Consider the following 23,445-nt stretch of genomic DNA (forward strand, 5'->3'; position numbering starts at 1 on the left):
TGTCAGAGGCGACATGTCGTTTCCTCTCAACGTGAAAGCGGCAGCGGGCTGATGGGAGTCCGCTGCCGCCGGGCCGGAATAGAAGACTGACAGACTATCCGGCCGTCATCTCCCGTCATGCGGTCGGGGGTGATGAAACCACGCGACGGGAGCGACCGATCAGCCCTGGTTCAGCGGCAGGGCGACGAAGCGGTTGGAGTCTTCGCGGCTGATCTGGAACAGCACCGCCTTGCGGCCCGCCTTCTCCGCCTGGTCGAGCGCCTTGGTGACGTCGGCCGCCGACTGGACCTCGACAGCGTTCACCGCGGTGATGACGTCGCCGGCCTGGATGCCGCGATCGGCAGCGTCGCTGGAGGGATCGACGTCGGTGATGACAAGGCCTTTGCCATCCTCCGAGCGGGTCACGGTCATGCCGAGATCGGCCAGCGTGCTCGGCTCGGATGGCGATGCCGGCTGGTCGGCGGAGGCCTTCTTGTCGCCGCCCGGGATTTCGCCGAGGTCGACCTTCAGCGTCTCGGCCTTGCCGTTGCGCCAGACAGTGATGTCGACCGACTTTCCTGGCGTGATGCCGGCGATGAGGCGCGACAGTTCCTTCGGCGAGGCGACGTCCTGGCCGTTGACCCCGGTGATGATGTCACCGGCAGCAATGCCCGCCTTCTTGGCCGGGCCGGCGTCCTGGGCGCTTGCAACGAGCGCGCCCTTCTCGTCCTTGAGACCGAGGGACTCCGCGACATCGGCGGTGACCGGCTGGATTTCCACGCCGAGCCAGCCGCGCTGGACGCTGCCGTTCTTCATCAGATCCTGGACCACCTGCTTGGCGGTCGAGGCGGGAATGGCGAAGGCGATGCCGACATTGCCGCCCGAGGGCGAGAAGATGGCGGTGTTGATGCCGACGACTTCGCCGTTCAGGTTGAAGGCGGGACCGCCCGAATTGCCGCGGTTCACCGCAGCGTCGATCTGCAGGAAGTCGTCATAGGGGCCGGCACCGATGTCGCGGCCACGGGCCGAAACGATGCCGGCAGTGACGGTGCCGCCGAGACCGAACGGATTGCCGACGGCGACGACCCAGTCGCCGACACGAACCTTGGCGTCGTCGGCAAAGCCGACATAGGTGAACTTGGTGCTGGCATCGACCTTGAGCACGGCGAGGTCGGTGCGCGGATCGGTGCCGATCAGCTTGGCGTCATATTCCTTGCCGTCATTGGCGACGACGGTATAGGCGGTGCCGTCCGAGACGACATGGTTGTTGGTGACGAGATAGCCGTCCTCGGAGATGAAGAAGCCCGAACCCTGCGCCACCGGCCGCGGCTTCTGGCTGCCGTCGCGACGGTTGAAGCGCGGACGGTTCTGGTCGCCATAACCATCCTGGCCGAACTGACGGAAGAAGCGCTTCAGCGGGTGATTGTCGGGGAGATTGTCAAAACCCTGCTGGTCGGAGAAAGGCGACATGCCACGGTCGGAAGCCGGATCGATCCGGGCCTTGACCTGCACGCTGACCACGGCCGGCGAGACCTGCTGGACGACGTCGGCAAAACCGGGCGCCTGGGGTGCTTCGACGCGCACGGCCTCGGCATAGACGGGCGCGGTTCCGCTGGTGACGGCGCCGAGGCCGATCGCGCCCGCCAGGGCGACGGATGCGGCGGCAGCCATGAGACGCTTGCGAGAACGCGAAAGGGGGGTGGTGCTCATTGTCTCTGATCCTCTTGAACAGGATGCCGGGGGTGCGCATCCGTTGGTTCAAGAGATAGAGGAGCTCACATTACGCGATCATTTCCGAAGCATGAAACTTTGGTAATGTTGACGTGGCTCAGGCGTCCTTGTTCAGGATCGCGTCGAGTGCTGCCTGCTCGTCCTTTGTCAGGCCGGCCGGCTCCTGCCTGCGCCGCGAGCGGGCCTGCAGGACGACAAAGGCGCCGCCGCCGAGCAGCAACAGCACCGGCGTGCCCCACAACAAGGCATTGCGCAGGTTGAACTGCGGCTTGAGCAGCACGAACTCGCCATAACGCGAAACGATATAGGCCATCACCTGCTCGTCGCTGTCGCCGGCCAGCAACCGCTCACGCAGCAGCACGCGCAGGTCGCCGGCCAGTTCGGCATCGGATTCGTCGATGGACTGGTTCTGGCAGACCATGCAGCGCAGCTCTTCCGAAAGCAGCCGCGCGCGCGCCTCGAGCTTCGGATCGGCGAGCATTTCGCTGGGCTTCACCGCAAGCGCGGTTCCCGCAAACAGCAGTGCGGCGACAAATCCGGCAAGCGCCGCCAGCCGGGTCTTCATGGCGTCACCGCAGCTGGTTTGGCGGCGGACTTGCGCCGCGCCGGCGCGCCCACCCGCAGGCGGCGGTCGAGCAGCGAGACGAAGCCGCCCAGCATCATGACCAGCGATCCGCCCCAGATCAGCGTCACCAGCGGCTTCCACCAGACACGCACGACCACCGAGCCGTCGCCCGCTTCATCGCCGAGCGAGATGTAGAGTTGGCTAAGCCACATCGTCTTGATGCCGGCCTCCGTCGTCGGCATCTGCCGCACCGGATAGAAGCGCTTGGACGACATGATGACATCGCTCGGCTGGCCATTGGTGCCCAGCAGGGAGAAATGGCCCTGATCCTCGGTGAAGTTGGGGCCACGGACCGGCGTCAGCCCGTCGAAGCGCAGGCGGTAGTCGGAGATCTCAACCACCTGCCCCGGCTTCATGACAAGGATCGCTTCCTTTTCGAAGGAGAGCACGCCGACGATGCCGAGCAGCGTCAGGCCAAGACCGAGATGGGCGATGGCGGTGCCGAACACCGAGCGCGGCAGGCCGACGAAACGGCGCAGCGCCACTCTGGGCGCGACATTGCCGATGCCTGCCTTCAAGGCGAGATCGGTGAGCGCACCGAGCACCAGCCAGGCCGAGAGACCAGCGCCGAGGGCGGCGAAGACGGAGGCGCCGTCGATGAACAGGTAGGTCACCAGCACCGCCAGCAGGGCAGCACCAAAGGCAACCATCAGCCGCTGCGCCACAGCAAAGACATCGCCGCGTTTCCAGGCCAGCAACGGACCAAATGGCACGACGACCAGCAGCGGGATCATCAGCGGGCCGAAGGTGAGGTTGAAGAACGGCTCGCCGACGGAAATCTTGTCGCCGAACAAGGCTTCGACGACCAGCGGATAGAGCGTGCCGATCAGCACGGTCGCAGTCGCCGTGGTCAGGAACAGATTGTTCAGCACCAGCGCGCCTTCGCGCGAGATCGGATGGAAGATGCCGCCGGCCGCAAGCTGCGACGCCCTGAAGGCAAACAGCGCCAGCGAACCGCCGATGAACAGCGTCAGGATGCACAGGATGAACACGCCGCGGCTCGGGTCGCTGGCGAAGGAGTGGACCGAGGTCAGCACGCCCGAACGCACCAGGAAGGTACCGAGCAAGGACAGCGAAAACGTCAGGATGGCGAGCAGCAGCGTCCAGATCTTCAGCGCCGAGCGCTTTTCCATGACGATGGCCGAGTGCAGCAGTGCGGTGCCGGCGAGCCAGGGCATGAAGGACGCGTTCTCGACCGGGTCCCAGAACCAGAAGCCGCCCCAGCCGAGCTCGTAATAGGCCCAGTAGGATCCCATGGCGATGCCGCCGGTCAAAAACACCCAGGCGGCAAGCGTCCACGGCCGCACCCAGCGGGCCCAGGCCGCGTCGATGCGGCCTTCGATCAGGGCTGCGACCGCAAAGGAGAAGCAGACGGAAAAGCCGACATAACCGAGATAGAGCAGCGGCGGATGAACGGCGAGGCCGATGTCCTGGAGGATCGGGTTGAGGTCCTTGCCCTCGATCGGCGCCGGAACGAGGCGGGCGAACGGGTTGGAGGTGATCAGGATGAACAGCAGGAAGGCCGTGCCGATCCAGCCCTGGACGGCGAGCACATTGGCGCGCAGCGTGGCCGGAAGGTTGCTGCCGAAGGCCGCGACCAGGGCGCCGAAGAAGCTGAGAATCAGCACCCACAACAGCATCGAGCCTTCGTGGTTACCCCAGGTGCCGGTGAACTTGTAGATCAGCGGCTGCAGCGAGTGCGAATTCTCCCAGACATTGGCGACCGAGAAGTCGGACTGGACATAGGCCATGGTCAAGGCGGCGAAAGACAGGGCGATCAGGGCAAAACCGGTGACGGTCACCGGACCACCGACCGCCATCAGCCTGGTGTCGCCCTTATAGGCCCCGTAAAGCGGGACCAGCGACTGCACCAGCGACAGGGCGAACGCCAGGATAAGCGCGAAGTGACCCGTCTCGACCATCAGCGCTGCCCGCCATTCATTGCGTCGTTTCCTGCCATACACCCTTTGCCTTCAGGCTGTCGGCGACTTCCTTGGGCATGTAGTTCTCGTCGTGCTTGGCCAGCACGCTGTCGGCGATGAACTCGCCGTCGGGGCCAAAGCTGCCTTCGGTGATCACGCCCTGCCCCTCGCGGAAGAGGTCGGGCAGGATGCCTGTGTAGCGCACCTTCACCGTCTTTTCGGAATCGGTGACGCCGAACTCGACCTGGGTGCCCTGCCCGCGCAGGATGCTGCCGTTCTCGACAAGGCCGCCGAGGCGAATGCGCTGGCCGGGCTGCAGGGTCGCCGTCTGCAGGTCGGCGGGCATGTAGAAATAGGACGCCTTCTGGCCAAGCGCGTAGAAGGTCAGCGCGGTGGCGGCGCCCAGGAAGGCCAGCGCGCCCGCGATCACCGAAAGCCGTTTTTGCTTGCGCGTCATCGTCTACTCCGTGACATCAAGGCCAAGCGAGCCTGCAAGTTCGGTCAGCTTGCGGCCGTCCTCGCTGTCGCGGCCCAGCGCCGCATAGGCGCGGCCGAGCGCATCCTGCGCCAGATCGGTCTTGCCGAGCACCTGGTATGAACGCACCAGCCGGACCCAGCCTTCCGGATCGCGCGGGTTCTGGCGCAGCTTTTCGTCCAGCGTCGCCACCATGCCCTCGATCATCGCCGTGCGATCGCCCGACGACATGGATGCGGCGGCGTCGATGTCGTCCTGGCTCGGTGCAGGCGCGCCGGCGGCCTCCTTGACCGGTGCGGTACGCACCTCCGCCTGGGCTATCGCCTGCTCGGTTGCCGCACGCCACGGCGAGTCGGCGGGCAGGCTTGCGGCCAGCAGCCGCCAGGCAGCGGCGGCGTCTGAAATCTTGCCCTCCTGGGCGAGCGCCAGCGCCAGGAAATAGCGCGCCTTGGCATCGGCGGGCTCGAGCTTGAGCGCGGCCTCGAAGGCGAGACGCGCGTCCGACGTGACGATGCCGCCCGCGGAGGCGGCAATCGCCTCGCCGAGGCCGGCCTGGCGCGCAGTGGTCGACCCGAGGATGCGGATGGCGTTGCGATAGGCGGTGACGGCGTCGTTGGCGCGCCCGATCCTGAGATAGACAGGGGCGAGCACGTCCCAGCCGCGGCCGTCGGACGGATTGGCCACCAGATGCGCCTCGGCGCGGGCAATCAGCTCGTCGACCGAGCTGTCCGCCGGTTTCTGCGACAGGCGCGCACTCAATGGCTGGGAAGGAACGGTGGGCGAGCCGATCGCGGTGTAGACGCCCCAGCTCAGCAGCGGCACGGCCAGCACGGCGATCATGCCGACGAGACGAGGCCCAAGCTGCGATGCCTTCTTTGGCTCGCGCGCATTTTCGGCATCCAGCCTGATGATCCGGCGCGCGATCTCGGCGCGGGCCTGTTCGGCATCCGCGGCGGCAATCAACCCGCGCGCCGCATCCCTGTCGACCTCGCCAAGCTGGTCGCGATAGACTTCGAGGTCATGGCTGGCATCGTCCCTGGCCCTGGTCTGCCGCGTCAGCGGCAACAAGACCGCAAGGCTTGCACCAAGCGTCAGAACAGCGGCTATGATCCAGAACAGCATGTCACCTAAATAGCCAGCAGCCTCCAAGCTGCCAACATCTCCGTGCTGCGGCTTATTGACGGTTCGAACGCCCCTGCCAAAGCAACAACACGTGAAGACTTAGGTCAGCGGCGTCCAGCTTCCATCAGCATTGCGGCAGGCCGTGCCGCGCGCGATCAACGGCGTGCCGGTGGTGAACACGGTCTGCGAATACTGGCGGCAGTCCTGAGAGCCGACGCGATAGGGCTGCGCGGCCACGACTTCGCCGGAACGATCGCCGCCCTTCCAGGCGACCGCCTGTCCACCCTGGCCATATTCCAGCGCGCGGTATTCGGCTTCCAGCGCCTTGCGCCGGTCGTCGCCGTTCAGGCCATTGCCGATCGTGCCGCCGATGAGGCCGCCATCCATGGCATTGATGATGCGCGTGGCAACCTTGCCGCTCGAGCCATCGTCACCGCCGCCAAGCGCCGGCACCACGCCGCCACCGCTGCTCAAGCTGGTGGTCGTGCAGCCTGAGCCGGCAAGCAATCCCGCAACCAGTGCTACCTGAAGTGTCCTGCTCATCACCGGTCCCGAATTTGCGTCCGCTTACAAGGGCTTGGCGCCGCGTTAGATTGCATCTTTGGCCGAAATGGGGCCGATTCGGCCAGCCATTTCTCCTGCTATTCCCTACTGGACGCCGCGCAACTCGACGACGGCCTTCAATCCGCCCATCGTCGAGCGCTCGAGCCGAAGCGTGCCGCCATATTCCTTGACCAGATCGGCGACGATCGCCAGCCCGAGGCCGGTACCCGGCTTGGTCTCGTCGAGGCGCTTGCCCCGCTGCAACGCCTCGCGCGCCTTGTCCTCCGGAATGCCCGGACCGTCGTCCTCGATCAGGATCGAAAACCGTGGCGGCTCCTCATTCACCGGCTCGGCCGCTTCGACTGAAATCCTGACCGCACTGTGCGCCCATTTCATCGCGTTTTCGAGCAGATTGCCGACGACCTCCTCGAGATCTTCGCGTTCGCCGGCGAACACCACCTCGGTCGCCGGCAAGTTCAGCGAAAACGCCGTCCCCCGCGAGAGCTTCTCCATCACCCGCACCATGCGCTGGAGCAAAGGCGCCACCGGCGTGCGGTAGACAACGCTTTCGCGCTGTGCGGCCACCCGGGCGCGCTGGAGATAATGGTCGATCTGCTTCTGCATGGCTGCAGCGTGATCGGCGAAAAGCTGCCCCTTGGGCCCGCCCAAGGCGCGCCCCTCGTTCAGCATCACCGCCAGAGGTGTCTTCAGCGAATGCGCCAGGTTGCCGACCTGGGTCCGTGAGCGCTCGACGATGCGGCGGTTGTTTTCGATCAGCGCATTGGTTTCGTTGGCGAGCGGCTGGATCTCGGCGGGAAACCGCCCGGTCAGGCGCTGCGCCGTGCCTTCGCGCACCATGGCCAGCGCGTTGCGCACGCGCGCCAGCGGCTGCAGGCCGAGCAGGATGGCGATGGCGTTGATCGCGATCATGCCGAGGCCGAACAGCGAGAGATAGGTGAACAGGCGCCATTCGAAGCCGCTGATCTCGGCTTCGAGCTCGGAGCGGTTGCCCATGACGCGGAACCGCGCGATGCGGTTCTGCGCATCGAGCACGAACTCGGTCTCGAAGACCTCGAGTTCCTCGCCGACGATGCCGGCGACGCGATAATGGCGCTGGAACTCGGCGTTGAACGGCACGTCGGCGACGTCAGGCGATGTGACCGGCTCGGTCATCGACGACGACCTGAGCTGGCCGACGAGGCCCTTGGACACCGGCTCGACAGACCAGTACCAGCCCGATTCAGGCTCGGAGAACCTGAGATCGCCGAGATCGGGGCCGCCGGTCAGCGTGCCGCTGTCAGAAACGCCGACAGAGCCAATGAGATTGAACAGATGCGCCGACAACAGGCTGTCGAAACCACGCTCGCTGGTCTGGCGGTAGAGCGAGCTGATGACGGTGAAGATCAGGGCAAAGGCGAGGATCGCCCAGACGGTCGAGAACGCGATGACGCGAAACGCGAGGGAACGCGGTCCGAGCCCGAGCGCGTAACGCTTCCAGCGCCCCAGTCGTTTGGCCAGCTTTTCCGCCTTACGCCTCCGGCTCGCGCATGCGGTAGCCCATACCGCGGACGGTTTCGATCATGTCTATGCCCATCTTCTTGCGAAGACGCCCGACAAACACCTCGATCGTGTTGGAATCCCTGTCGAAATCCTGGTCGTAGAGATGCTCGACAAGCTCGGTGCGCGACACGACTTCGCCCATATGGTGCATCAGATAGGCAAGCAGCCGGAACTCATGCGAGGTCAGCTTGAGCGGCACGCCGTTGACGTCGGCCTTGGAGGCCTTGGTGTCGAGCCGGAGCGGCCCGCAGGACAGTTCGGACGAAGCATGGCCGGCGGCGCGGCGGATCAGCGCCCTCACCCGCGCCAACACTTCCTCGATATGGAACGGCTTGGTGACGTAATCGTCGGCGCCAGCGTCGATGCCGGCAACCTTGTCGCTCCAGCGGTCGCGCGCCGTCAGCATCAGCACCGGCATCTTGCGGCCCTCGCGGCGCCAGCGCTCGACGACGCTGATGCCGTCCATCTGCGGCAGGCCGATATCGAGCACGATGGCGTCATAAGGTTCGGTGTCGCCGAGGAAATGCCCCTCCTCGCCGTCAAAGGCCTTGTCGACGACGTAGCCGGCATCGGTCAGCGCCTCGGAGATCTGGCGGTTCAGGTCCTTGTCATCTTCGACGACGAGTATGCGCATGCGGTTTTGCGACCAGTGAAAAGATGATGGAGATATAGGCGATTCCGGAGTTGCGGGAAATCCAGACTAGTTGGCCGGCACCACGACCTCGACGCGACGCGGACGCTGGCCGTCCTTGGCCGGAACCAGCACCACGATGACGCAGACCGACTGGCCGCCCTGGTTGGATTCGGACGCCCGCGCCAGGGTGCCGCCATGCTCGTCGGCCACTTGCTGGCCGATCGAGTAGCAATCCGCGGCAGCCACGAGATATTCGCCACCTTCCGCCGACGGCATCGGCGCCGCTGCCGCCGAGGTGGCAAACAGGCCAAGCGCGCAGACCGCAGTCATGGCAGGCCGGAATATGGAGCGAAGCGTTTTCATGGCAGGATTTCTAATACGCCAGTGCTGAACGTGGAATGAACAATGAATTCATGCAAACACGCGCATATGCAAGTCTGCTCATTCTCGCCGATCCGCTCTTTGCCGACATCCGGGCGAAGATCGCAACCGGCGCCGGATGCCCAGGGATCACCCGCATCAGGGTATCGGTCATCGCCGCATCTTCGACACCGCCAAAAAGCCTGCCCCGATCGGCATGGTCATGGCGGCGGCCCGGATCGCAGATTTCGGGGGTTCGGGTTCAATATGTTCATGATCTCAGGGGTAAAGCAGCTTGCCTGCTAATCGCTGGACTGTGTTCAACTTGCTCTTGTCGCGGCAACAAAAATCGGGGACAAGTCGAAGCTGGGCCGAGGGACGCGCGCCCTGAATTCGCCAGCAAAAGCGTTTTGGTGTAAGCTGCAGTCACGTGCCGGGCTCGTCTCGAATGGAAAATCCCATCCCACCGCGCAAGAAACGAGGCCGCATCTCGGCGGGTCTGCTGGCATTCGACGCCTGGCTCGACTCGTCGCTCTATGAACTCCGCTTCCGGGCGCAGCAGTTCTGGGAAAATGCCACCATCTTCTTCCGCCGCTTCCGCGTCAAAGGCTGGCGCCGCGGCGTCATCGAGGTCCTGAGCGAATCCTTCACCATGGCCGCAGGCGGCTCGGTGGTGATGCTGGCGCTGGCCATGCCGGCCTTCCAGGAAACCACCGGCAACTGGCGCAACCAGGACGACTTCGCCGTCACCTTCCTCGACCGCTACGGCAACGAGATCGGCCAGCGCGGCATCATCCAGCGCGACTCGGTGCCGGTCGACGAGATGCCGGACCATGTCATCAAGGCGGTGCTGGCGACCGAGGACCGGCGCTTCTTCGAGCATTACGGCATCGACTTTCTCGGCCTTGTCAGGGCCATGTCGGAAAACGTCCGCGCCAATTCGGTCGTCCAGGGCGGTTCGAGCCTGACCCAGCAGCTGGCCAAGAACCTGTTCCTGACCAACGAACGCACCGTCGAGCGCAAGGTCAAGGAAGCCTTCCTGTCGATCTGGCTCGAATCGAACCTGTCCAAGAAAGAGATCCTGCAGCTCTATCTCGACCGCGCCTATATGGGCGGCGGCACCTTCGGCATTGCAGCTGCGGCCGACTTCTACTTCGGCAAGCAGGTCAAGGACCTCAACCTCGCCGAGGCGGCGATGCTTGCCGGCCTGTTCAAGGCGCCGACCAAATACGCGCCCCACATCAACCTTCCCGCCGCCCGCGCCCGCGCCAATGTCGTGCTCGGCAACCTGGTGCAGGCAGGCTTCATGACCGAAGGCCAGGTGCTGTCGGCACGGCTGCATCCGGCCGACATCGTCGACCGCGGCGACCGCAAGAGCCCCGACTATTTCCTCGACTGGGCCTTCGACGAGGTCAAGAAGATCGCGGCGAAATCAGGCATCCACTCGCTGGTCGCCCGCACCACCATCGACATGAACATCCAGAAGGCGGCGGAAGAGTCGGTCGAATTTCACCTTCGCCAGTTCGGCAAGGAGTATCACGTCACCGAAGGTGCGGTCGTCGTCATCGAGACCAATGGTGCGGTGCGCGCCATCGTCGGCGGGCGTGACTATGGTGCCAGCCAGTTCAACCGCGCCACCAGGGCGCAGCGCCAGACCGGCTCGTCGTTCAAGCCCTATGTCTATGCCACCGCCATGGAAAACGGCTTCACGCCGGAATCGGTCATTTCGGATGGCCCGATCAGCTGGGGTGCCTGGTCGCCGAAGAACTACACCCGCGGATATTCCGGGCGCATGACGCTGTCGACCGCGCTGATCAAGTCGATCAACACCGTGCCGGTACGCCTTGCCAAGGACCATCTGTCGATCCCGCCGATCAAGGCGATGGCCGAGTCGATGGGCGTCGAATCTCCTGTCAGCTCGCACAAGACGATGGTGCTCGGCACCTCGGGCCTGACCGTCATGGATCAGGCGACCGGCTACAGCGTGCTGGCGCAGAACGGCATCGTCGGCACCCGCCACGGCATCACCCAGCTCGTCACCCATTCCGGCCAGCTCATCTACGACTACAGCAAGGATGCGCCGCCGCCGCACCGCGTGCTGTCCGAGCAGGCGGTCGCCTCGATGAACTCGATCATGGTGCAGATCCCCGAGGTCGGCACGGCGCGCAAGGCGGCGCTGTCCAACATCCGCTCCGCCGGCAAGACGGGAACCACCCAATCCTACCGCGACGCCTGGTACATCGGCTACACCGGCAACTACACAGCCGCCGTCTGGCTGGGCAATGACGACTTCTCGACCACCAACAACATGACCGGCGGCTCGCTTCCTGCCATGGTCTGGCAGCGCTTCATGGCCTACGCCCACCAGAACATCGACCTCAAGCCGATCCCCGGCATCAAGGATCCCTATGTCGATCCGGCGGCCATCGCCAAGGCCGAGGAAGCCGCCAAGAACGGGCCGCAGCAGGCCGTCGATACCTCCGACCGTCCTCCCGTCCTGTCCAGCACGACCACCCGTGCGCTGCGCGACATCGCCGACGTCTTCCACAAGGCGCCTGCGATCGTTGCACCGACCGAACCCGAAACGCTGTCGGCGCTGTGACATCGGGGCAAGGATCAGGCCAGCACATGTTCGCCCACCGGTTGCAGCCGCTGCCCGCTTGCCTTCCTGTCAAAGTGCAGGATATTCCTCCGCCAACTCCATCCTGCGGCGGCTCATGCTGAAACAATCGATCCTGATCGCCCTCGCCCTCGCCATCGCTGTCGGCGGCGGCGCTGCCAGTGTCGGCATGGTGCTGAACTCGCAGGAGGGTATCGGCGCCGTGTCAGTCGGCCCCTGGACCGCCTTTCCCGACATCGGCACCCCGGAAGCCGACCCCTATTCGAAAGCGCGTGTCGCCCGCGACGGCGTTCTGGCGCTGGGCCGCGCCGAGGGCCTCAGCTTTGTCGCCGACCGCGACTCCGCAGGCGTTACCCTGAAGAGCGAATGCAACTACCGCATCGAAGGGTCGCTGCCGGTCGCCCGATTCTGGACGCTCTATGCGACCGACAGGGCGCATATCGCGCTCAAATCGGGGATACGCCGCGATGCCACGCTGCATTCGCTGGAAGTGCTGCGCCAGCCCGACAACTCGATCCGCGTCGCGGTCGGCACGCGGCCCGAACCAGGCAACTGGCTCTCGGTCACAGGTGTCGGCGCGATGAACCTGGTGCTGACCTTCTACGACACGCCCATTGCCAGCAGCACCGGCCTCTCCGGCATCGAGATGCCGCGCATCGTCAGAGTCCAGTGCAATGCGTAGGCTGCTTCATGCCCTGGCGATCGGCCTGATCGGCGCCGGCATCGCCCACATCGTCATCCTGCTTCTGGTGCCGAGCTTCTCCGAGCGCGATGCCTGGTCGCGCCTTGCCATGGTCGCCGGCCCCAACAAGGTCGTCCGTCTCGACCAGGAGATCGGCGGCACGCCGGTGGTGAAGGCGCTCGATCCGTCCTTCTTCGAGGCCGCCTGCCGCTTCGATCTCGACGAAGGTGTCGTCCGCATCGACAATGCCGGCAAGGTCCCCTACTGGTCGGTCTCGGTCTACGACCGCAGCGGGCAGAACATCTACAGCTTCAACGACCGCACCGCGACCGACGGCACCCTCGATTTCGTTGTGCTGACACCGGCACAGATGATCGACCTGCGCAAGGAGCTGCCAACCGAGTTCGAGAAATCGATTTTCGTCGAAACGCCCATCGATGAAGGCATCGTCGTCGTTCGCGTCTTCGTTCCCGACGACAGCTGGAAGCCGACGGTGTCGCGCTTCCTCGACGGCATCAACTGCGACATCCAGTAAGGGTGCGCAGCAAGCCGGGCGTGCAATGCCCAGCCTTGCGGATGCTCCGCTCCGTTGCCTTCAGTGACGCGGCACCGGATCGTTGCGGCGGGGCGCATCGTTGCGCAACTCACCGGCACCCGAAGCCGGGCCCTTGGTCCGCTCGTAGCGCACGCCTGGAAAGATGATGATGGATGCCGAAGTTTCCGCTGTCCGGGGAGACCGGCGGATGGCCGCCTGACGCGGCATGAATGACACAACACTGCCCATGGTTCGCGATTTCCCTCTCGGTTCGACCGGAGTAAGCACGCAACGCCTCCGCTTCGATAAGGCCAGCAGAGAGGTTAACAGACCGTTACTGCCAAGGATTTGATTCAATTCCTGGTTCTCGCCTGCGCCCTTGGCACCCCCTTGATATCCGATCGCCGTTAGACGCGCGTGAAAGCAGCAGCATTGCCGATGACACGGGCCTGGTGCGGCCCGCTTTGCCCGGTTTCGCTGGAAAATCCGCGTAACCAATTGGTAACAAACGGATTCCTTAACGCCAGAGTTAACAGTGCGCTAACAAATCCTCGCTAAGTTTATGTTCACCTTAGGAAGCCATGGCGCGTGGGCGTCAGACGATCCAGGGCAGTGTCGAGTTTTTGTCAGGCGTACCCGTTCGTGTCAGCATCGGACTTCAGGCAAATTGCCATCGGACGCGAAACCGGTAAGCCAGAGCGGCTGTTCCGAGCAGCAGTCTCAGCCTTCTGCGCCCTGCCCCGGCCTTCGCGCCGCGAGATCGCCCAACTGGAAGACCTGACCCTGCCGCTGTTCGACAAGGTGTCGGTGGAAGCCCGCCGGTTTGTCGCCGCAGCCCTTTCGGAAAGCGAATACGCGCCGTTCGGCCTAGTCCGCAAACTCTGCGACGAACCCGTCGACATCGCAGCACCGCTGCTCGTGCGGTCACCTGTTCTGTCCGACGTCACGCTGATCGCGCTGATCGGCCGTCACGGCCTGCCGCATGCGCGCGCGATCGCCCGCCGCCCGAACCTGCACAAGACCATTGCCGACCTGATCCGGGTGCTCGAGCGCCCACGCCTGGTGTATCCCGAAGTGACCAGACAGCAGGAGACGGCCGCCAACGCGTCGCAAGCCGCCGAAGCGATCGCTGCACCCGACATGTCCAATGGCCCCGTCCCCGGTGAGCTTGCCGAGAATGTCCGCCGCAAGCTGCGCGCGATGATGACGCCGGCCACGCCCCGCCAGGCAATGCCGGATGAAGAGCGCGCGCCGGCCTACGACAGGCTCAAGACGACGGCGCTGACGGGCAACGACAGCTTCTTCCAGACAGCGCTTGCCGACGCGCTGGAAATCGACCTTCTCGCCGCTCGCTCGATCACCGAGAAGTCTGGCTATTCCCAGCTCATCGACGCGCTCAAGGCGCTCGACCTCGCCGAAGAGCAGGCATTCCTGCTCGCCGCCGCCATCCTGCCCGGCCAGTTCGCCCATGCGGAATCGGTCAGGCTGTTCCTGGAGCGCTATCGCGCCCTGCATCGCGACGTGGCACTCGACCGTGTTCGCGACTGGAAGGCCGCGTCGGTCGGTGCCCGCATCCGCAGCAATGCCGAGCGCCTGCAGACGAGGGTCAAGTCCTCTACGCCCAAGGGCGACCGGCTCAAGGCGTCGTAATCGCAACGAGGTCGACGATCCCGGTCTTGCCGGGCTCGATCTCGACCACCCAAATGTCGGGGTCGAAACGCCGCTCGCGTTCGAGCCGCTTTTCGATCGCCGTGCCGTCATCATCGCTTTCAAGCAGGCTGAACTGGCGTTCGCCGGGTCGGGCCATGTCGTAGCTGGTCTGCGGTGCCGGGCCGTAGAGGTTCGAGCGGCCGAAACGATCACGGGTGAGGATGAAGACGGCACCGGCTTCCAGCGCGCCACGGTTGAGGATCGCGCCAAACCCGCCTTCGCCGAAGACGCGACGCAGCAGGGCCGACACCCAGAAGTCAGTGGTGAGACGCATAGGACCGGCCCGATCGCAGTTTCGACGAAGCCTCTATAGCGGCTCGGCGCGCACAGGCCAATCCGAGCCAATGCTGCCCTGCTTCAGTTGGTCAGGCCGATCTCGCGCATCTTGACATAGACGCCAGGGTCGGGCTCGCCCGTTTCCGGCAGCCCGAACAGAGCCTGGAATTCACGGATTGCGGACTTCGTCCGTGCCCCGGGGACGCCGTCGATCTCGATGCCGTCATTGCCGAAAGCCTTCAGCCCGGCCTGGATCTTCATGATCCGCGCGCTGGTATCTGCGGCAGGCTCGGCACGTGCCGGCGTCGCAGCCTGTGTTGCCCTTTGTGCCGCTGCAGGCATCACCTGTGCACGTGGTGTCGGTCGCGGGGCTATGCCTGCGGTGGTGTCGGCCGCGCCCAGTTGCTCGAGCAGCTGCGCGTCGATTTCGCCTGATGCCGCCATGCCGACCTTCTTCTGGTAGGCCTGGATGGCGCCGCGCGTTGCCGGACCGTTCAACCCGTCGACGTTGCCGTCGTAGAACGCAAGGTCCTTGAGAATACCCTGCACCCGTTCGATGCGCGGATCGCCCTGCGGGCGCACGGCCTCCGCAGCCTCCTCGGGACGTTCGATCTTGATCGTCGTCTCGGGCGCGTTCTGGTTCATGTCGGGAAACTCGACCGCTTCGCGGGTCGAGAAGAAGGCGCCCTTGTGCGCATAGGGCTGATACCAGAGCGCATTCGCCGAGACATAAAACAGCGCCACCATGAACGCCGTCGATCCGCCCACCAGGACCGGGTTGCGGGCAATCAGCCCGCCGAGCGCCAGGACGCCGTCCTGCAGCGGGCTACGTTCCTCAATGACCTGCCGTTTAGCTTGCTTTGCGGAGCGGGCCACTGCGCATCTCCTTGTTCCTGCCGGCAGGAAGCTTCATCAACTCGCCCCGCGCAGGCTCGGGCCGGTAGGCGGGGCCCTCGATGGGCAGGCTGATGGTGACGGTCGTTCCTTCGTCCGGCGCGCTCTCGATCGACATCGTGCCGTCGTGCAGGGCAACCAGTCCCTTGACCAGCGACAGTCCGAGGCCGGTGCCTTCGAAGCGGCGGGTATAGTCGTTCTGGATCTGCGTGAACGGCGTGCCCAGCCGCGACAGGTCGTCCTGCGCAATGCCGATGCCCGTGTCCGAAACCCAGAAGTGCAGGCGCGAACCGAGACGCTTGGCGCCGATCTCGACCCTGCCGCCATCGGGCGTGAACTTGACCGCATTGGAGACGAGGTTGATCAGCATCTGCTGCACGGCGCGCCGGTCAGCCTTCAGTTCCCCCGTTCCGGCCGCCACCTCGACCGCCAGGTCGAGCGACTTGGCCTGCGCCTGCCGCGCCAGCATGGAGGCGCACATGTCGACAGCATCGCGGAACCTGAACGGCTCAGGCGTGATCGCATAGCAGCCCGATTCGATCTTGGTGACGTCGAGGATCGAGTTCACCACGTCGAGCAGGTGCTGGCCGGAATCGCGGACGATACCGACATATTCCTTCTGGCGCGGCTCCTTGAAGCCACCGAACATCTCGTGCAGCAGCATGTCGGAGAAGCCGATGATCGCATTCAGCGGCGTCCGCAGCTCGTGGCTGACGGCGGCCAGGAAATTGCTCTTGGCCAGTTCGGCGCTCTTGACCGCGTCAGCTGCGGTGGCCAGCTGATCGCGCAGTTCGGCAACCGTGTCGTTGTTGCGGACGACGGCAACGAAGGCCTGGCCGTCGGCTTTCATCAGCTCGAGCGCGAACGGCCGGAAATTGTCACCGGCGTCGCCCTCATTCTGCCTGGGCAGGCGCAGGCGCAATTCAACCTCGCGCAGTTGCGCACCGTCGCGCATGTCAGCCAGCGCGCAGAGATAGCCGACACGATCGGCAACATGGATGCGGTCGAAAAGCGCCGTTCCCAACAGCAGCTCCGGCTGCAGCCTGAGCATGGTCCGAGCCTGCTCGGAGACGTCGGTCACGTCGCCATTATGGGCAATGCGCAGCACGACCGCCTTGAGGATCGTTTCGAGCGAACCAGCGGGCGCGTCTTGCTGTTCGACGCGGCGATCGAGGAAAGCACCGGCACGAACGGCAAATGTGGCAAGCCAGGCAACCGGCAGAAGCCACTGCCAGGCCGAGACGGCTGCGCCATCTGCAAAAGGCATGGAACCGAGAGCAGCCTGGGACAGCAGCGCGACGGCGGCCGCCACAGTGCCGAGCTTTGCCGCCTTGCGCGTCCGCCAGACCCACAGCGCCTCGAGCGGGAGTGCCGCGACAAGCAATGTCGCCGGCGACGTCAGTCCGCCCGCCGCGGCAACGATCGCAGCGATCGCAGTCGTTGCGACAACAAGAGATGTCGCGCCGATCTGTCCGGTCTTGCCGGTCGCAGCAATCAGCAATGCAGCAAGCCAGCTCAGGCTGAAGGCCGCGAAAATGACGGCAAAGGTCGAGGCTGCGCCGAGATTGGCAGAGACCAGGAACACACCCGCGCCGGCAACCAGGAAAGGCGCCGCCAGCAGCAAGCCGACGAGGCGCCGCTGGCGCGAACGCTCGATGCCATCTGCTGACGGATGGACCAGCCGGTCGCAGCCGCCGGCCATCGCGCCGGAAAACTCACCGTATCTGGTCATGACAAAACTCAACGCTACGCACTCTTCCGTGGCTCGCTTTGCGGCTCTTCTGTAGTTGTCCCAAACTCGCACCGAGCCTTTAATGAAGGGATAAGGCTGGCCGACCGAAACCCGGCTACGCGGCGAATATCGGGATCACAGCGCCGACATTCGAGAACAGTTATCGCCATGGTAAACAGGGGGTTATTTGCCGACTTGGCGCCTGCGAATCTGTCCTGACCGCATTTGCCCGCGGTTTTTCAATTTAAATCAATTGCTTACGGAAACCGTGAGACATTGCCTGCGAAACCACCTGCGCAAGCCGAGCCAGTCCGTTAAACTTTGGTGAAAAGCCTGCGCAAAATGCCACCATTTGCAGCAATCGCTCCTTTGTTCCTCCATGTCATTGTCGGCTCAACAAGATGTGGGTCGACAAAAAACAAACAGGCCCGCAACACAGTAAGAGGCACACCATGGGCTTTCTCATCAGGACCGCATTCTGGTTCTCGCTCGTCCTTCTTGTTCTGCCGCTCGGCACCGGGCCGAATGGCGAGAACAGCGTGAGCCCGCTGCAGGCGATCTTTGCCGCCCGCGAAGCCGTCGGCGACCTCGCCGGCATCTGCGAGCGCAAGCCTGACGTCTGCGAGACGGGCAAGGCCGCGATGCAGACCATCGGTGTCAGGGCCCGTGAAAGCGCCCGCATCGCCTATCAGGCGCTCGATGAGCAGTTCGGCCAGCCCGACACGGCAACGCAGACCGGAAGCGTTCCCGAGGCTGCTCCAGAGGCTGGCCTGGAAGCTGGCCCGGAAGCTGGCATCGTGCCGGCCGAGGCTGCCGCCGTGCCGACCCCGAGGCCCGCGGCTCCGGCCAACTGATTTCCGACACAAGGCATTGCCGCGAACGGAGCAGGCGTTCGGGCAGCCAATCCCTTTCGGTTCAGCGCTTCGGCTCAGCCAGCCCGGCTGCAAGCTCAAGGCGCCAGGCCCCACCGCAGGTCGCCCGCCTCTGGCGCCTGCGGTGTCTTTCTTTGTTCGTGACGGGCTTTTTTCGTGACGGGCAGCGATGCTGCGACTATATCCAACTCATCATGACGGCTTCGATCGACACCATTCGCGACGACTTCTCATTCCTCGAGGAATGGGAGGACCGCTATCGCTATGTCATCGAATTGGGTGAAGCGCTGCCGCCCTTTCCGGCAAGCGCCCAGACCGACAGCAACAAGGTGCAAGGCTGCGTCAGCCAGGTCTGGCTGGTGACCCATCTTGGCGACGGGACCGACCCGGTCATCCATTTCCAAGGTACTTCCGACGCCCATATCGTGCGCGGCCTGGTTGCCATCATGCTTGCGCTCTTTTCAGGCCATCGCGCCAGCGAGATCACGGCCATCGACGCCGAGGCGACGCTGAAGGAGCTTGGCCTCAACGAGCATCTGTCGCCCCAGCGCGCAAACGGCCTGCGTTCGATGGTCAAGCGCATCAAGCGTGATGCCGAGGCAGCGCTCCACCAGATCGCCTGAGCCTCCGTCTCAGCCGCATCTCGGGCGCCTCCGTCCCTTGATGCTGGGCAGCAGCTTTTCAGCTCGGCAGCACCTTGCGGTGACGTCGACGCATTGTCGTGCGGCGAGCACCGCATCGGCCGAGCAGGCAATCGAACGCGAGAGCCCCAGAGGATCGCCACCGGAGCGATGATCTCGATCGCCGCATCGCCCTCAGGCAGGTGCGCGACCGGCTGACGAGCGTCTTTCCTGGCCAGCCGGACCAGTTGTCGCTGTGCCGCACCATCCCAGGCCAAAACGCAATGCGGCGCCCGTGGGCGCCGCAAGCTGAAACTCTTTCGAAGGGCGTTACTTGCCCTTGCGCTTGCGGCCGAGGCCCATCTTCTTGGCGAGCTGCGAACGCGCAGCCGCATAGTTGGGCGCCACCATGGGATAGGCGGCGTCAAGGCCCCACTTCTCGCGATACTGATCTGGGGTCATGTTGTAGTGCGTCATCAGGTGACGCTTCAACGATTTGAACTTCTTACCATCTTCAAGGCAGATGATGTAGTCGTCATGCACCGAGCGCTTGGGATTGACGGCCGGCTTCTGCTTGTCGGCTGGCGGCGTCTCGGTGACATTGCCAACGCGGCCGAGAGCTGCGTGGACATCTGCGATCAGGCCCGGAAGTTCTCCCACCGGAACTGGATTGTTGCTGACATAGGCAGCCACCACATCGGCGGTCAACTCGATCAGCGTGTCATTGTTGGTTGCAGGCGTTTCGGAAGTATCCATATGCTTAGGCCCCAATGTGACTGGATGTTTTTTTGCCCGATATTCCGATCGGGATGCGGTGCGTTCTTGTATCGTAGATTGCCTCTGCGACTCGCACTCCATCACTTTAATGAGCCCGTCTCCAGAACAAGTCAATTCACTATTCTTTGTGAACTACAACAACAATGATTTCATCACTTCTCTAACAAATGAACCTTTTTGATACGCTGACGCCTTCAAATGAGATGATTTTTGACAACGCTGAAAGTTGTCCCGAAAGGTCATTATCAACCTTCAGTGCCAGAGGGGCCGTTCTTCTTTGCCACGGCGGCCGTTTCAGCCAAATCGTCGCTCACTGCCCCCTCCCACATGCGATAACCGGCCGAATATGCCGCCTTGGCAAGCAGATGGGCCGAGATCGGCGCTGTCAGCAGGAAGAACACGACCCCAGCCAGCGCCCGCAATGCGGTTGCCGGTTCGCCGATGTGCGCAGCAAGCGCGATCAGCATCAGACAAGATCCCACCGTGCCGGCCTTCGATGCCGCGTGCATGCGCGTATAAAGATCAGGCAACCGCAACAACCCGACAGATGCGACCAGCGCAAACAACGCCCCGACGATGATGAGACCTCCGGCCAGGTAATCGGCTGCTCCGTCGATCATAGCCTGTCCTCTTCGGCTTCTTCTTTCTTCGCATCGATGCCGCCGCTCATCACGAAACGTGCGAAGGCAACCGTCGCCAGGAAGCCGACAAGACCAAGCGCGATGGCGACATCGACATACAGTGTGAAGCCCGAACGCACGCCAAGAACGGCAATAAATCCGATAGCAACGGCAACAAGCATGTCGAGCGCCAGAATCCGGTCCGGCAAGGACGGCCCCTTCACGACGCGCACCACCACCAGCAGAAACGAGATGGTGAGAACGCCCAACGCAAAGATCGCGCTGATGTTGAGGAAAGCAGTTCCAGACATCATCTGAATGCCTCCAGTATTCTGCGCTCGAAGCCTTGGGCGATGTCGCGCCGCGCCTGGTCCAGGTCGGAACAGTCCATCCCATGAATAAACAGCGTGCGCCGGTCATCGGAAACGTCGACTGACAAGGTGCCGGGCGTGAGCGTGATCAGATTTGCGAGCAAGGTGATCTCGAAATCCCGGTCGACCTTCAAAGGATAGGCGAAGATGCCGGGTTTGATGTCCATGCGTGGCGACAGCACCAACTTTGCAACCCTGAAGGCCGAGAGGAAAAGTTCCTTGATGAACAAGGCAATCAGCAGAAGAAGCGCCACCGGGCGGATGACGGCCCTGGTGGCCTGGATCTGGTCGCGCACCAGGAACAGGACCACCCATCCGACGGCAAAACCAAAGACCAGATTGGGGATCGAGTAGCTTCCCGAGACAGCGACCCAGACAAGCGCCAGTATCAATTCGTTGCGGAAAGGGATCATGATCCACTCCCCGCCGGGAAGACTGCCTGTACATAGGCCGAAGCGTCGAGCAGTCCGCTGGCCGCCGCCGTCGAGAGCCGAATGAAGGGCTCCGGCAGGACGCCCATCGCGAGCATCGCCGCAACAAGAACGACAAGGGCTGAGCAACCCGACGCCGACATCGGACCAGCGGCCGCTGTCTTGTCACTTGAAGCTTTGTCACCTGGAGCCTCGCGCCAGAAAGCGAGGATGAACACACGGCCAAGGGCTACGGTCGCCAGGAAGCCGCTCACCAGGATGGCGGCCGCAATCTGCCAGGCGCCGCTGTCGAGCGACGCCCGCACCAGCATCACCTTCGGCCACAGTCCCGAGCCGGGAGGCAGGCCGGCTACCGCAAGCGAGATGATGAAGGCGAGCGCGGCGAGAAATGGACTTGCGCCATAGAGCCCTGACAGGCTGTGCAGCGAAAAACTGCCGCCGCGCTGGCGCATCAGCCCGCCGAGCAAGTACAGCGCCGACAGCGCCAGCATCGAATGCAGTGCGTAGAAGATCGCGCCCGACAGCCCGCCATTGCTGCCCAGCGCGATGCCGGCAAGCATGATCCCGACGCCCGAGATGACCAGGAAGCCGGCGATCCTGCGGATGTCGGATTGCGCCAGGGCGCCAAGCGCGCCGATAAGCATGGTCGCCACCGCCACCCAGCCGATGAGACCGGCCAGCACCAGCCGTTCGGCGGCGAAGATCATCACCAGCGTCCGCAACAATGCGTAGATGCCGACCTTGGTCAAAAGACCGCCAAACAGCGCGCCGGTGATGACGGGCGGCGTGTGATAGGACGCCGGCAGCCAGAAATTGAGCGGAAAGGCCGCCGCCTTCATGCCGAAAGCGAGCAGATAGAGCGTGGCGAGCGTCATCAGCGGCGCAGCCGTGCCGATCTGGCCTGCGCGTGTGGCAAGGTCGGCCATGTTCAGCGTGCCGAACGTGCCATAGAGATAGCCGGTCGCGATCAGGAACAAGGTCGTGCCGACCAGGTTCAGGATCGCATATTTGGTGGCGCCGTCGATCTGCGCCTTGTCGGACCCCAGGATCAGCAATCCGAAGGACGAGATCAGGAAGACCTCGAACCAGACATAGAGGTTGAATATATCCCCGGTCAGGAAGGCGCCGCTGACGCCGGCCATCATCAGCATCAGGAACGGATAGAAGCCGTAGCGCCTGCCGGTCGCGTCGATGTCGCGCAGCGAATAGGCGCAGCAGACGAATGCGACGAGCGAAGCCGTCAGCGAAAATGCAGCCCCCAGCACGTCAGCGGTAAAGGAGATGCCGAATGGCGGCAGCCAGCTTCCCATCGTCATCGACACCGGGCCTGTTGCCAGCACGCGCTGCAGCAGCAGGCCATTGGCGCCGACCATGACCACGAGCACAACCAGCGCCAGCGCCGCATGCCAGCGAATGCTGTGCCGGATCAACAGAAGCACGCCCCCCCCAATGATCGGCAGTACGACCGAGGCAATGACCAGCCAATCGACTGATGCAATCGGCCCGGCAACCATCGCAGCGGCCTTGTCGACGATCTCACCTTGCACGGCCATGGTCTCAGTACCCCATCGGCGGCAAGCCGTCGTCCACGGGCTCGGCGACACGCATGCTGTCGGTGTCGTCGGTACCGATCTCCTGATAGGCGCGATAGGCAAGTACCAGCAGGAAGCAGAAGAAGCAGAACGAGATGACGATTGCCGTCAGGATCAGCGCCTGCGGCAACGGATTGGCCACGGCGCCCGCCGGCACGTCGAGACCTTCCGCGATGATCGGCGGCACCTCGCGGATGATGCGGCCATTGGTGAAGATCAGAAGATTGACCGCGTTGCCGAACAGCACAACGCCGAGCAGGATGCGGATGATGTGCCGCGACAGCATCAGATAGATGCCGGCAGCGAAGAACAGGCCGACGAGGATGGCGAACACGGCTTCCATCAGTCGTGCTCCCTGTCTTCGAGCGCCAGCGCGATCGAGGTGAACGAGCCGACCACGACCAGATAGACGCCGATGTCGAAGACGATGACCGTCGACAGGTCGATAGACATCCCGAAGAAGGCGGGCGACGTCCACAGCCCGGTCAGGAACGGCACGCCGAACAGAAGCGACGGCAGACCGGCCGCAGCGGCGGCAATCAGCCCAAAGCCTGATATCGACATGGGGTGGAAGTAAAGTGCCCGGCGCACCGCCGGCACGCCAAAGGCGATGCCGTGGATGGCGAAGGCGGATGCCGCGATCAGGCCGCCGGTGAAACCGCCGCCCGGCTCATTGTGGCCGCGCAACAAGACGAACACCGAAAACATCAGCATCAGGCCGGTGAGGTAGGGGGCGGCGGTGCGGAAAATCAGCGTCTGCAT

General features: G+C 63.9%; 26 protein-coding genes. 6 read left to right on the forward strand and 20 right to left on the reverse strand.

Annotated elements, in window-relative coordinates; translation table 11 throughout:
- Positions 1 to 159 precede the first annotated feature (159 nt).
- The 9 genes from IG197_RS06930 to IG197_RS06970 all read right to left on the reverse strand — a co-directional run bounded on the left by IG197_RS06930 (position 160) and on the right by IG197_RS06970 (position 8,954).
- Complete coding sequence (locus IG197_RS06930; protein WP_067964319.1) at positions 160 to 1,689, reverse strand: Do family serine endopeptidase; 1,530 nt, start codon at positions 1,687 to 1,689, stop codon at positions 160 to 162.
- Between the two features lie 118 nt (positions 1,690 to 1,807).
- Positions 1,808 to 2,275 carry a cytochrome c-type biogenesis protein gene (locus IG197_RS06935; RefSeq protein ID WP_067964321.1) on the reverse strand — a complete coding sequence of 156 codons (468 nt, stop codon included), beginning with the start codon at positions 2,273 to 2,275 and terminating at the stop codon, positions 1,808 to 1,810.
- Positions 2,272 to 4,257, reverse strand: a complete 1,986-nt coding sequence (locus tag IG197_RS06940) for a heme lyase CcmF/NrfE family subunit (RefSeq protein WP_192317905.1) — start codon at positions 4,255 to 4,257, stop codon at positions 2,272 to 2,274. Before IG197_RS06940 ends, IG197_RS06935 begins: the two co-directional genes overlap by 4 nt.
- 16 nt (positions 4,258 to 4,273) lie before the next feature.
- A complete protein-coding gene (gene ccmE / locus IG197_RS06945; RefSeq protein WP_067964325.1) occupies positions 4,274 to 4,714 on the reverse strand; it encodes a cytochrome c maturation protein CcmE in 441 nt (146 codons plus the stop codon).
- Positions 4,715 to 4,717: 3 nt separating this feature from the next.
- Positions 4,718 to 5,854 (reverse strand): c-type cytochrome biogenesis protein CcmI, encoded by a 1,137-nt coding sequence (gene ccmI, locus IG197_RS06950; protein WP_192317907.1) that lies wholly within the window; start codon positions 5,852 to 5,854, stop codon positions 4,718 to 4,720.
- A 99-nt stretch (positions 5,855 to 5,953) separates the two neighbouring features.
- The gene (locus IG197_RS06955; RefSeq protein ID WP_182575516.1) at positions 5,954 to 6,397 is read right to left on the reverse strand and encodes a hypothetical protein; all 444 of its coding nucleotides are present in this window, start codon (positions 6,395 to 6,397) and stop codon (positions 5,954 to 5,956) included.
- A 105-nt stretch (positions 6,398 to 6,502) separates the two neighbouring features.
- Positions 6,503 to 7,903 carry an ATP-binding protein gene (locus IG197_RS06960; protein ID WP_192319625.1) on the reverse strand — a complete coding sequence of 467 codons (1,401 nt, stop codon included), beginning with the start codon at positions 7,901 to 7,903 and terminating at the stop codon, positions 6,503 to 6,505.
- Between the two features lie 22 nt (positions 7,904 to 7,925).
- Complete coding sequence (locus IG197_RS06965) at positions 7,926 to 8,591, reverse strand: response regulator transcription factor (RefSeq protein ID WP_067964332.1); 666 nt, start codon at positions 8,589 to 8,591, stop codon at positions 7,926 to 7,928.
- A gap of 66 nt (positions 8,592 to 8,657) precedes the next feature.
- The gene (locus tag IG197_RS06970) at positions 8,658 to 8,954 is read right to left on the reverse strand and encodes a hypothetical protein (RefSeq protein WP_067964334.1); all 297 of its coding nucleotides are present in this window, start codon (positions 8,952 to 8,954) and stop codon (positions 8,658 to 8,660) included.
- A 445-nt stretch (positions 8,955 to 9,399) separates the two neighbouring features.
- On the opposite strand from IG197_RS06970, the gene IG197_RS06980 reads away from it, so the two are divergent.
- The 3 genes from IG197_RS06980 (at position 9,400) to IG197_RS06990 (ending at position 12,788) form a co-directional block, all read left to right on the forward strand.
- Positions 9,400 to 11,553, forward strand: a complete 2,154-nt coding sequence (locus IG197_RS06980) for a transglycosylase domain-containing protein (RefSeq protein WP_192317909.1) — start codon at positions 9,400 to 9,402, stop codon at positions 11,551 to 11,553.
- Positions 11,554 to 11,668: 115 nt separating this feature from the next.
- Complete coding sequence (locus IG197_RS06985; RefSeq protein WP_192317910.1) at positions 11,669 to 12,253, forward strand: DUF1214 domain-containing protein; 585 nt, start codon at positions 11,669 to 11,671, stop codon at positions 12,251 to 12,253.
- Complete coding sequence (locus IG197_RS06990; RefSeq protein ID WP_067964339.1) at positions 12,246 to 12,788, forward strand: DUF1254 domain-containing protein; 543 nt, start codon at positions 12,246 to 12,248, stop codon at positions 12,786 to 12,788. The genes IG197_RS06985 and IG197_RS06990 overlap by 8 nt, the downstream gene beginning before the upstream one ends.
- A 60-nt stretch (positions 12,789 to 12,848) precedes the next feature.
- On the opposite strand, the gene IG197_RS06995 is transcribed toward IG197_RS06990, so the two are convergent.
- Positions 12,849 to 13,037 carry a hypothetical protein gene (locus tag IG197_RS06995; RefSeq protein ID WP_067964341.1) on the reverse strand — a complete coding sequence of 63 codons (189 nt, stop codon included), beginning with the start codon at positions 13,035 to 13,037 and terminating at the stop codon, positions 12,849 to 12,851.
- A 393-nt stretch (positions 13,038 to 13,430) separates the two neighbouring features.
- Here IG197_RS06995 and IG197_RS07000 point away from each other — a divergent pair, with 393 nt between their 5' ends.
- Positions 13,431 to 14,438: a DUF2336 domain-containing protein gene (locus IG197_RS07000; RefSeq protein ID WP_182575521.1), complete on the forward strand. Its 1,008-nt coding sequence runs from the start codon at positions 13,431 to 13,433 to the stop codon at positions 14,436 to 14,438.
- Here the strand turns inward: IG197_RS07000 and IG197_RS07005 are convergent.
- From IG197_RS07005 to IG197_RS07015, 3 genes are all read right to left on the reverse strand, one after another.
- A complete protein-coding gene (locus IG197_RS07005; protein WP_067964346.1) occupies positions 14,425 to 14,772 on the reverse strand; it encodes a DUF1491 family protein in 348 nt (115 codons plus the stop codon). The genes IG197_RS07000 and IG197_RS07005 overlap by 14 nt on opposite strands.
- Positions 14,773 to 14,855: 83 nt before the next feature.
- On the reverse strand, positions 14,856 to 15,650 hold the full coding sequence (locus IG197_RS07010) for a peptidoglycan-binding protein (protein WP_192317912.1): 795 nt from the start codon (positions 15,648 to 15,650) through the stop codon (positions 14,856 to 14,858).
- Positions 15,625 to 17,400: a HAMP domain-containing sensor histidine kinase gene (locus IG197_RS07015; RefSeq protein ID WP_246765330.1), complete on the reverse strand. Its 1,776-nt coding sequence runs from the start codon at positions 17,398 to 17,400 to the stop codon at positions 15,625 to 15,627. The genes IG197_RS07010 and IG197_RS07015 overlap by 26 nt, the downstream gene beginning before the upstream one ends.
- Positions 17,401 to 17,852: 452 nt before the next feature.
- Here IG197_RS07015 and IG197_RS07020 point away from each other — a divergent pair, with 452 nt between their 5' ends.
- Together IG197_RS07020 and IG197_RS07025 are read left to right on the forward strand one after the other, a co-directional pair.
- Positions 17,853 to 18,254, forward strand: coding sequence for a DUF5330 domain-containing protein (locus IG197_RS07020; protein ID WP_192317914.1), 402 nt, complete (start codon positions 17,853 to 17,855; stop codon positions 18,252 to 18,254).
- Positions 18,255 to 18,466: 212 nt separating this feature from the next.
- Positions 18,467 to 18,895 (forward strand): SufE family protein, encoded by a 429-nt coding sequence (locus IG197_RS07025; RefSeq protein WP_192317916.1) that lies wholly within the window; start codon positions 18,467 to 18,469, stop codon positions 18,893 to 18,895.
- Between the two features lie 327 nt (positions 18,896 to 19,222).
- Here the strand turns inward: IG197_RS07025 and IG197_RS07030 are convergent, their stop codons facing one another.
- The 7 genes from IG197_RS07030 to IG197_RS07060 all read right to left on the reverse strand — a co-directional run bounded on the left by IG197_RS07030 (position 19,223) and on the right by IG197_RS07060 (position 23,445).
- Positions 19,223 to 19,648: a MucR family transcriptional regulator gene (locus IG197_RS07030; protein ID WP_067964353.1), complete on the reverse strand. Its 426-nt coding sequence runs from the start codon at positions 19,646 to 19,648 to the stop codon at positions 19,223 to 19,225.
- A gap of 266 nt (positions 19,649 to 19,914) precedes the next feature.
- The gene (gene mnhG / locus IG197_RS07035; protein WP_154384983.1) at positions 19,915 to 20,289 is read right to left on the reverse strand and encodes a monovalent cation/H(+) antiporter subunit G; all 375 of its coding nucleotides are present in this window, start codon (positions 20,287 to 20,289) and stop codon (positions 19,915 to 19,917) included.
- The gene (locus IG197_RS07040; RefSeq protein ID WP_246765425.1) at positions 20,286 to 20,600 is read right to left on the reverse strand and encodes a cation:proton antiporter; all 315 of its coding nucleotides are present in this window, start codon (positions 20,598 to 20,600) and stop codon (positions 20,286 to 20,288) included. The genes mnhG and IG197_RS07040 overlap by 4 nt, the downstream gene beginning before the upstream one ends.
- On the reverse strand, positions 20,600 to 21,073 hold the full coding sequence (locus IG197_RS07045; RefSeq protein ID WP_067964359.1) for a Na+/H+ antiporter subunit E: 474 nt from the start codon (positions 21,071 to 21,073) through the stop codon (positions 20,600 to 20,602). The genes IG197_RS07040 and IG197_RS07045 overlap by 1 nt, the downstream gene beginning before the upstream one ends.
- Positions 21,070 to 22,644 carry a Na+/H+ antiporter subunit D gene (locus IG197_RS07050; RefSeq protein WP_192317920.1) on the reverse strand — a complete coding sequence of 525 codons (1,575 nt, stop codon included), beginning with the start codon at positions 22,642 to 22,644 and terminating at the stop codon, positions 21,070 to 21,072. The genes IG197_RS07045 and IG197_RS07050 overlap by 4 nt, the downstream gene beginning before the upstream one ends.
- A 4-nt stretch (positions 22,645 to 22,648) precedes the next feature.
- Positions 22,649 to 23,026: a Na+/H+ antiporter subunit C gene (locus tag IG197_RS07055; protein WP_067964363.1), complete on the reverse strand. Its 378-nt coding sequence runs from the start codon at positions 23,024 to 23,026 to the stop codon at positions 22,649 to 22,651.
- Entirely contained in the window at positions 23,026 to 23,445 is a 420-nt protein-coding gene (locus IG197_RS07060) for a Na+/H+ antiporter subunit B (RefSeq protein WP_192317922.1), read from the reverse strand. Before IG197_RS07060 ends, IG197_RS07055 begins: the two co-directional genes overlap by 1 nt.

The sequence above is a fragment of the Aminobacter sp. SR38 genome (assembly GCF_014843375.1).
GTDB classification, from domain to species: Bacteria; Pseudomonadota; Alphaproteobacteria; order Rhizobiales; family Rhizobiaceae; genus Aminobacter; species Aminobacter ciceronei.

Excerpts from the sequence above, each read along its gene's own strand:
- IG197_RS06930 (WP_067964319.1), bottom strand. The coding sequence starts at position 1,689 with ATGAGCACCACCCCCCTTTCGCGTTCTCGCAAGCGTCTCATGGCTGCC.
- IG197_RS06935 (WP_067964321.1), bottom strand. The coding sequence starts at position 2,275 with ATGAAGACCCGGCTGGCGGCGCTTGCCGGATTTGTCGCCGCACTGCTG.
- IG197_RS06940 (WP_192317905.1), bottom strand. The coding sequence starts at position 4,257 with ATGGTCGAGACGGGTCACTTCGCGCTTATCCTGGCGTTCGCCCTGTCG.
- ccmE (WP_067964325.1), bottom strand. The coding sequence starts at position 4,714 with ATGACGCGCAAGCAAAAACGGCTTTCGGTGATCGCGGGCGCGCTGGCC.
- ccmI (WP_192317907.1), bottom strand. The coding sequence starts at position 5,854 with ATGCTGTTCTGGATCATAGCCGCTGTTCTGACGCTTGGTGCAAGCCTT.
- IG197_RS06955 (WP_182575516.1), bottom strand. The coding sequence starts at position 6,397 with ATGAGCAGGACACTTCAGGTAGCACTGGTTGCGGGATTGCTTGCCGGC.
- IG197_RS06965 (WP_067964332.1), bottom strand. The coding sequence starts at position 8,591 with ATGCGCATACTCGTCGTCGAAGATGACAAGGACCTGAACCGCCAGATC.
- IG197_RS06970 (WP_067964334.1), bottom strand. The coding sequence starts at position 8,954 with ATGAAAACGCTTCGCTCCATATTCCGGCCTGCCATGACTGCGGTCTGC.
- IG197_RS06980 (WP_192317909.1), top strand. The coding sequence starts at position 9,400 with ATGGAAAATCCCATCCCACCGCGCAAGAAACGAGGCCGCATCTCGGCG.
- IG197_RS06985 (WP_192317910.1), top strand. The coding sequence starts at position 11,669 with ATGCTGAAACAATCGATCCTGATCGCCCTCGCCCTCGCCATCGCTGTC.
- IG197_RS06990 (WP_067964339.1), top strand. The coding sequence starts at position 12,246 with ATGCGTAGGCTGCTTCATGCCCTGGCGATCGGCCTGATCGGCGCCGGC.
- IG197_RS06995 (WP_067964341.1), bottom strand. The coding sequence starts at position 13,037 with ATGGGCAGTGTTGTGTCATTCATGCCGCGTCAGGCGGCCATCCGCCGG.
- IG197_RS07005 (WP_067964346.1), bottom strand. The coding sequence starts at position 14,772 with ATGCGTCTCACCACTGACTTCTGGGTGTCGGCCCTGCTGCGTCGCGTC.
- IG197_RS07015 (WP_246765330.1), bottom strand. The coding sequence starts at position 17,400 with ATGACCAGATACGGTGAGTTTTCCGGCGCGATGGCCGGCGGCTGCGAC.
- IG197_RS07020 (WP_192317914.1), top strand. The coding sequence starts at position 17,853 with ATGGGCTTTCTCATCAGGACCGCATTCTGGTTCTCGCTCGTCCTTCTT.
- IG197_RS07025 (WP_192317916.1), top strand. The coding sequence starts at position 18,467 with ATGACGGCTTCGATCGACACCATTCGCGACGACTTCTCATTCCTCGAG.
- IG197_RS07030 (WP_067964353.1), bottom strand. The coding sequence starts at position 19,648 with ATGGATACTTCCGAAACGCCTGCAACCAACAATGACACGCTGATCGAG.
- mnhG (WP_154384983.1), bottom strand. The coding sequence starts at position 20,289 with ATGATCGACGGAGCAGCCGATTACCTGGCCGGAGGTCTCATCATCGTC.
- IG197_RS07040 (WP_246765425.1), bottom strand. The coding sequence starts at position 20,600 with ATGTCTGGAACTGCTTTCCTCAACATCAGCGCGATCTTTGCGTTGGGC.
- IG197_RS07045 (WP_067964359.1), bottom strand. The coding sequence starts at position 21,073 with ATGATCCCTTTCCGCAACGAATTGATACTGGCGCTTGTCTGGGTCGCT.
- IG197_RS07050 (WP_192317920.1), bottom strand. The coding sequence starts at position 22,644 with ATGGCCGTGCAAGGTGAGATCGTCGACAAGGCCGCTGCGATGGTTGCC.
- IG197_RS07055 (WP_067964363.1), bottom strand. The coding sequence starts at position 23,026 with ATGGAAGCCGTGTTCGCCATCCTCGTCGGCCTGTTCTTCGCTGCCGGC.
- IG197_RS07060 (WP_192317922.1), bottom strand. The coding sequence starts at position 23,445 with ATGCAGACGCTGATTTTCCGCACCGCCGCCCCCTACCTCACCGGCCTG.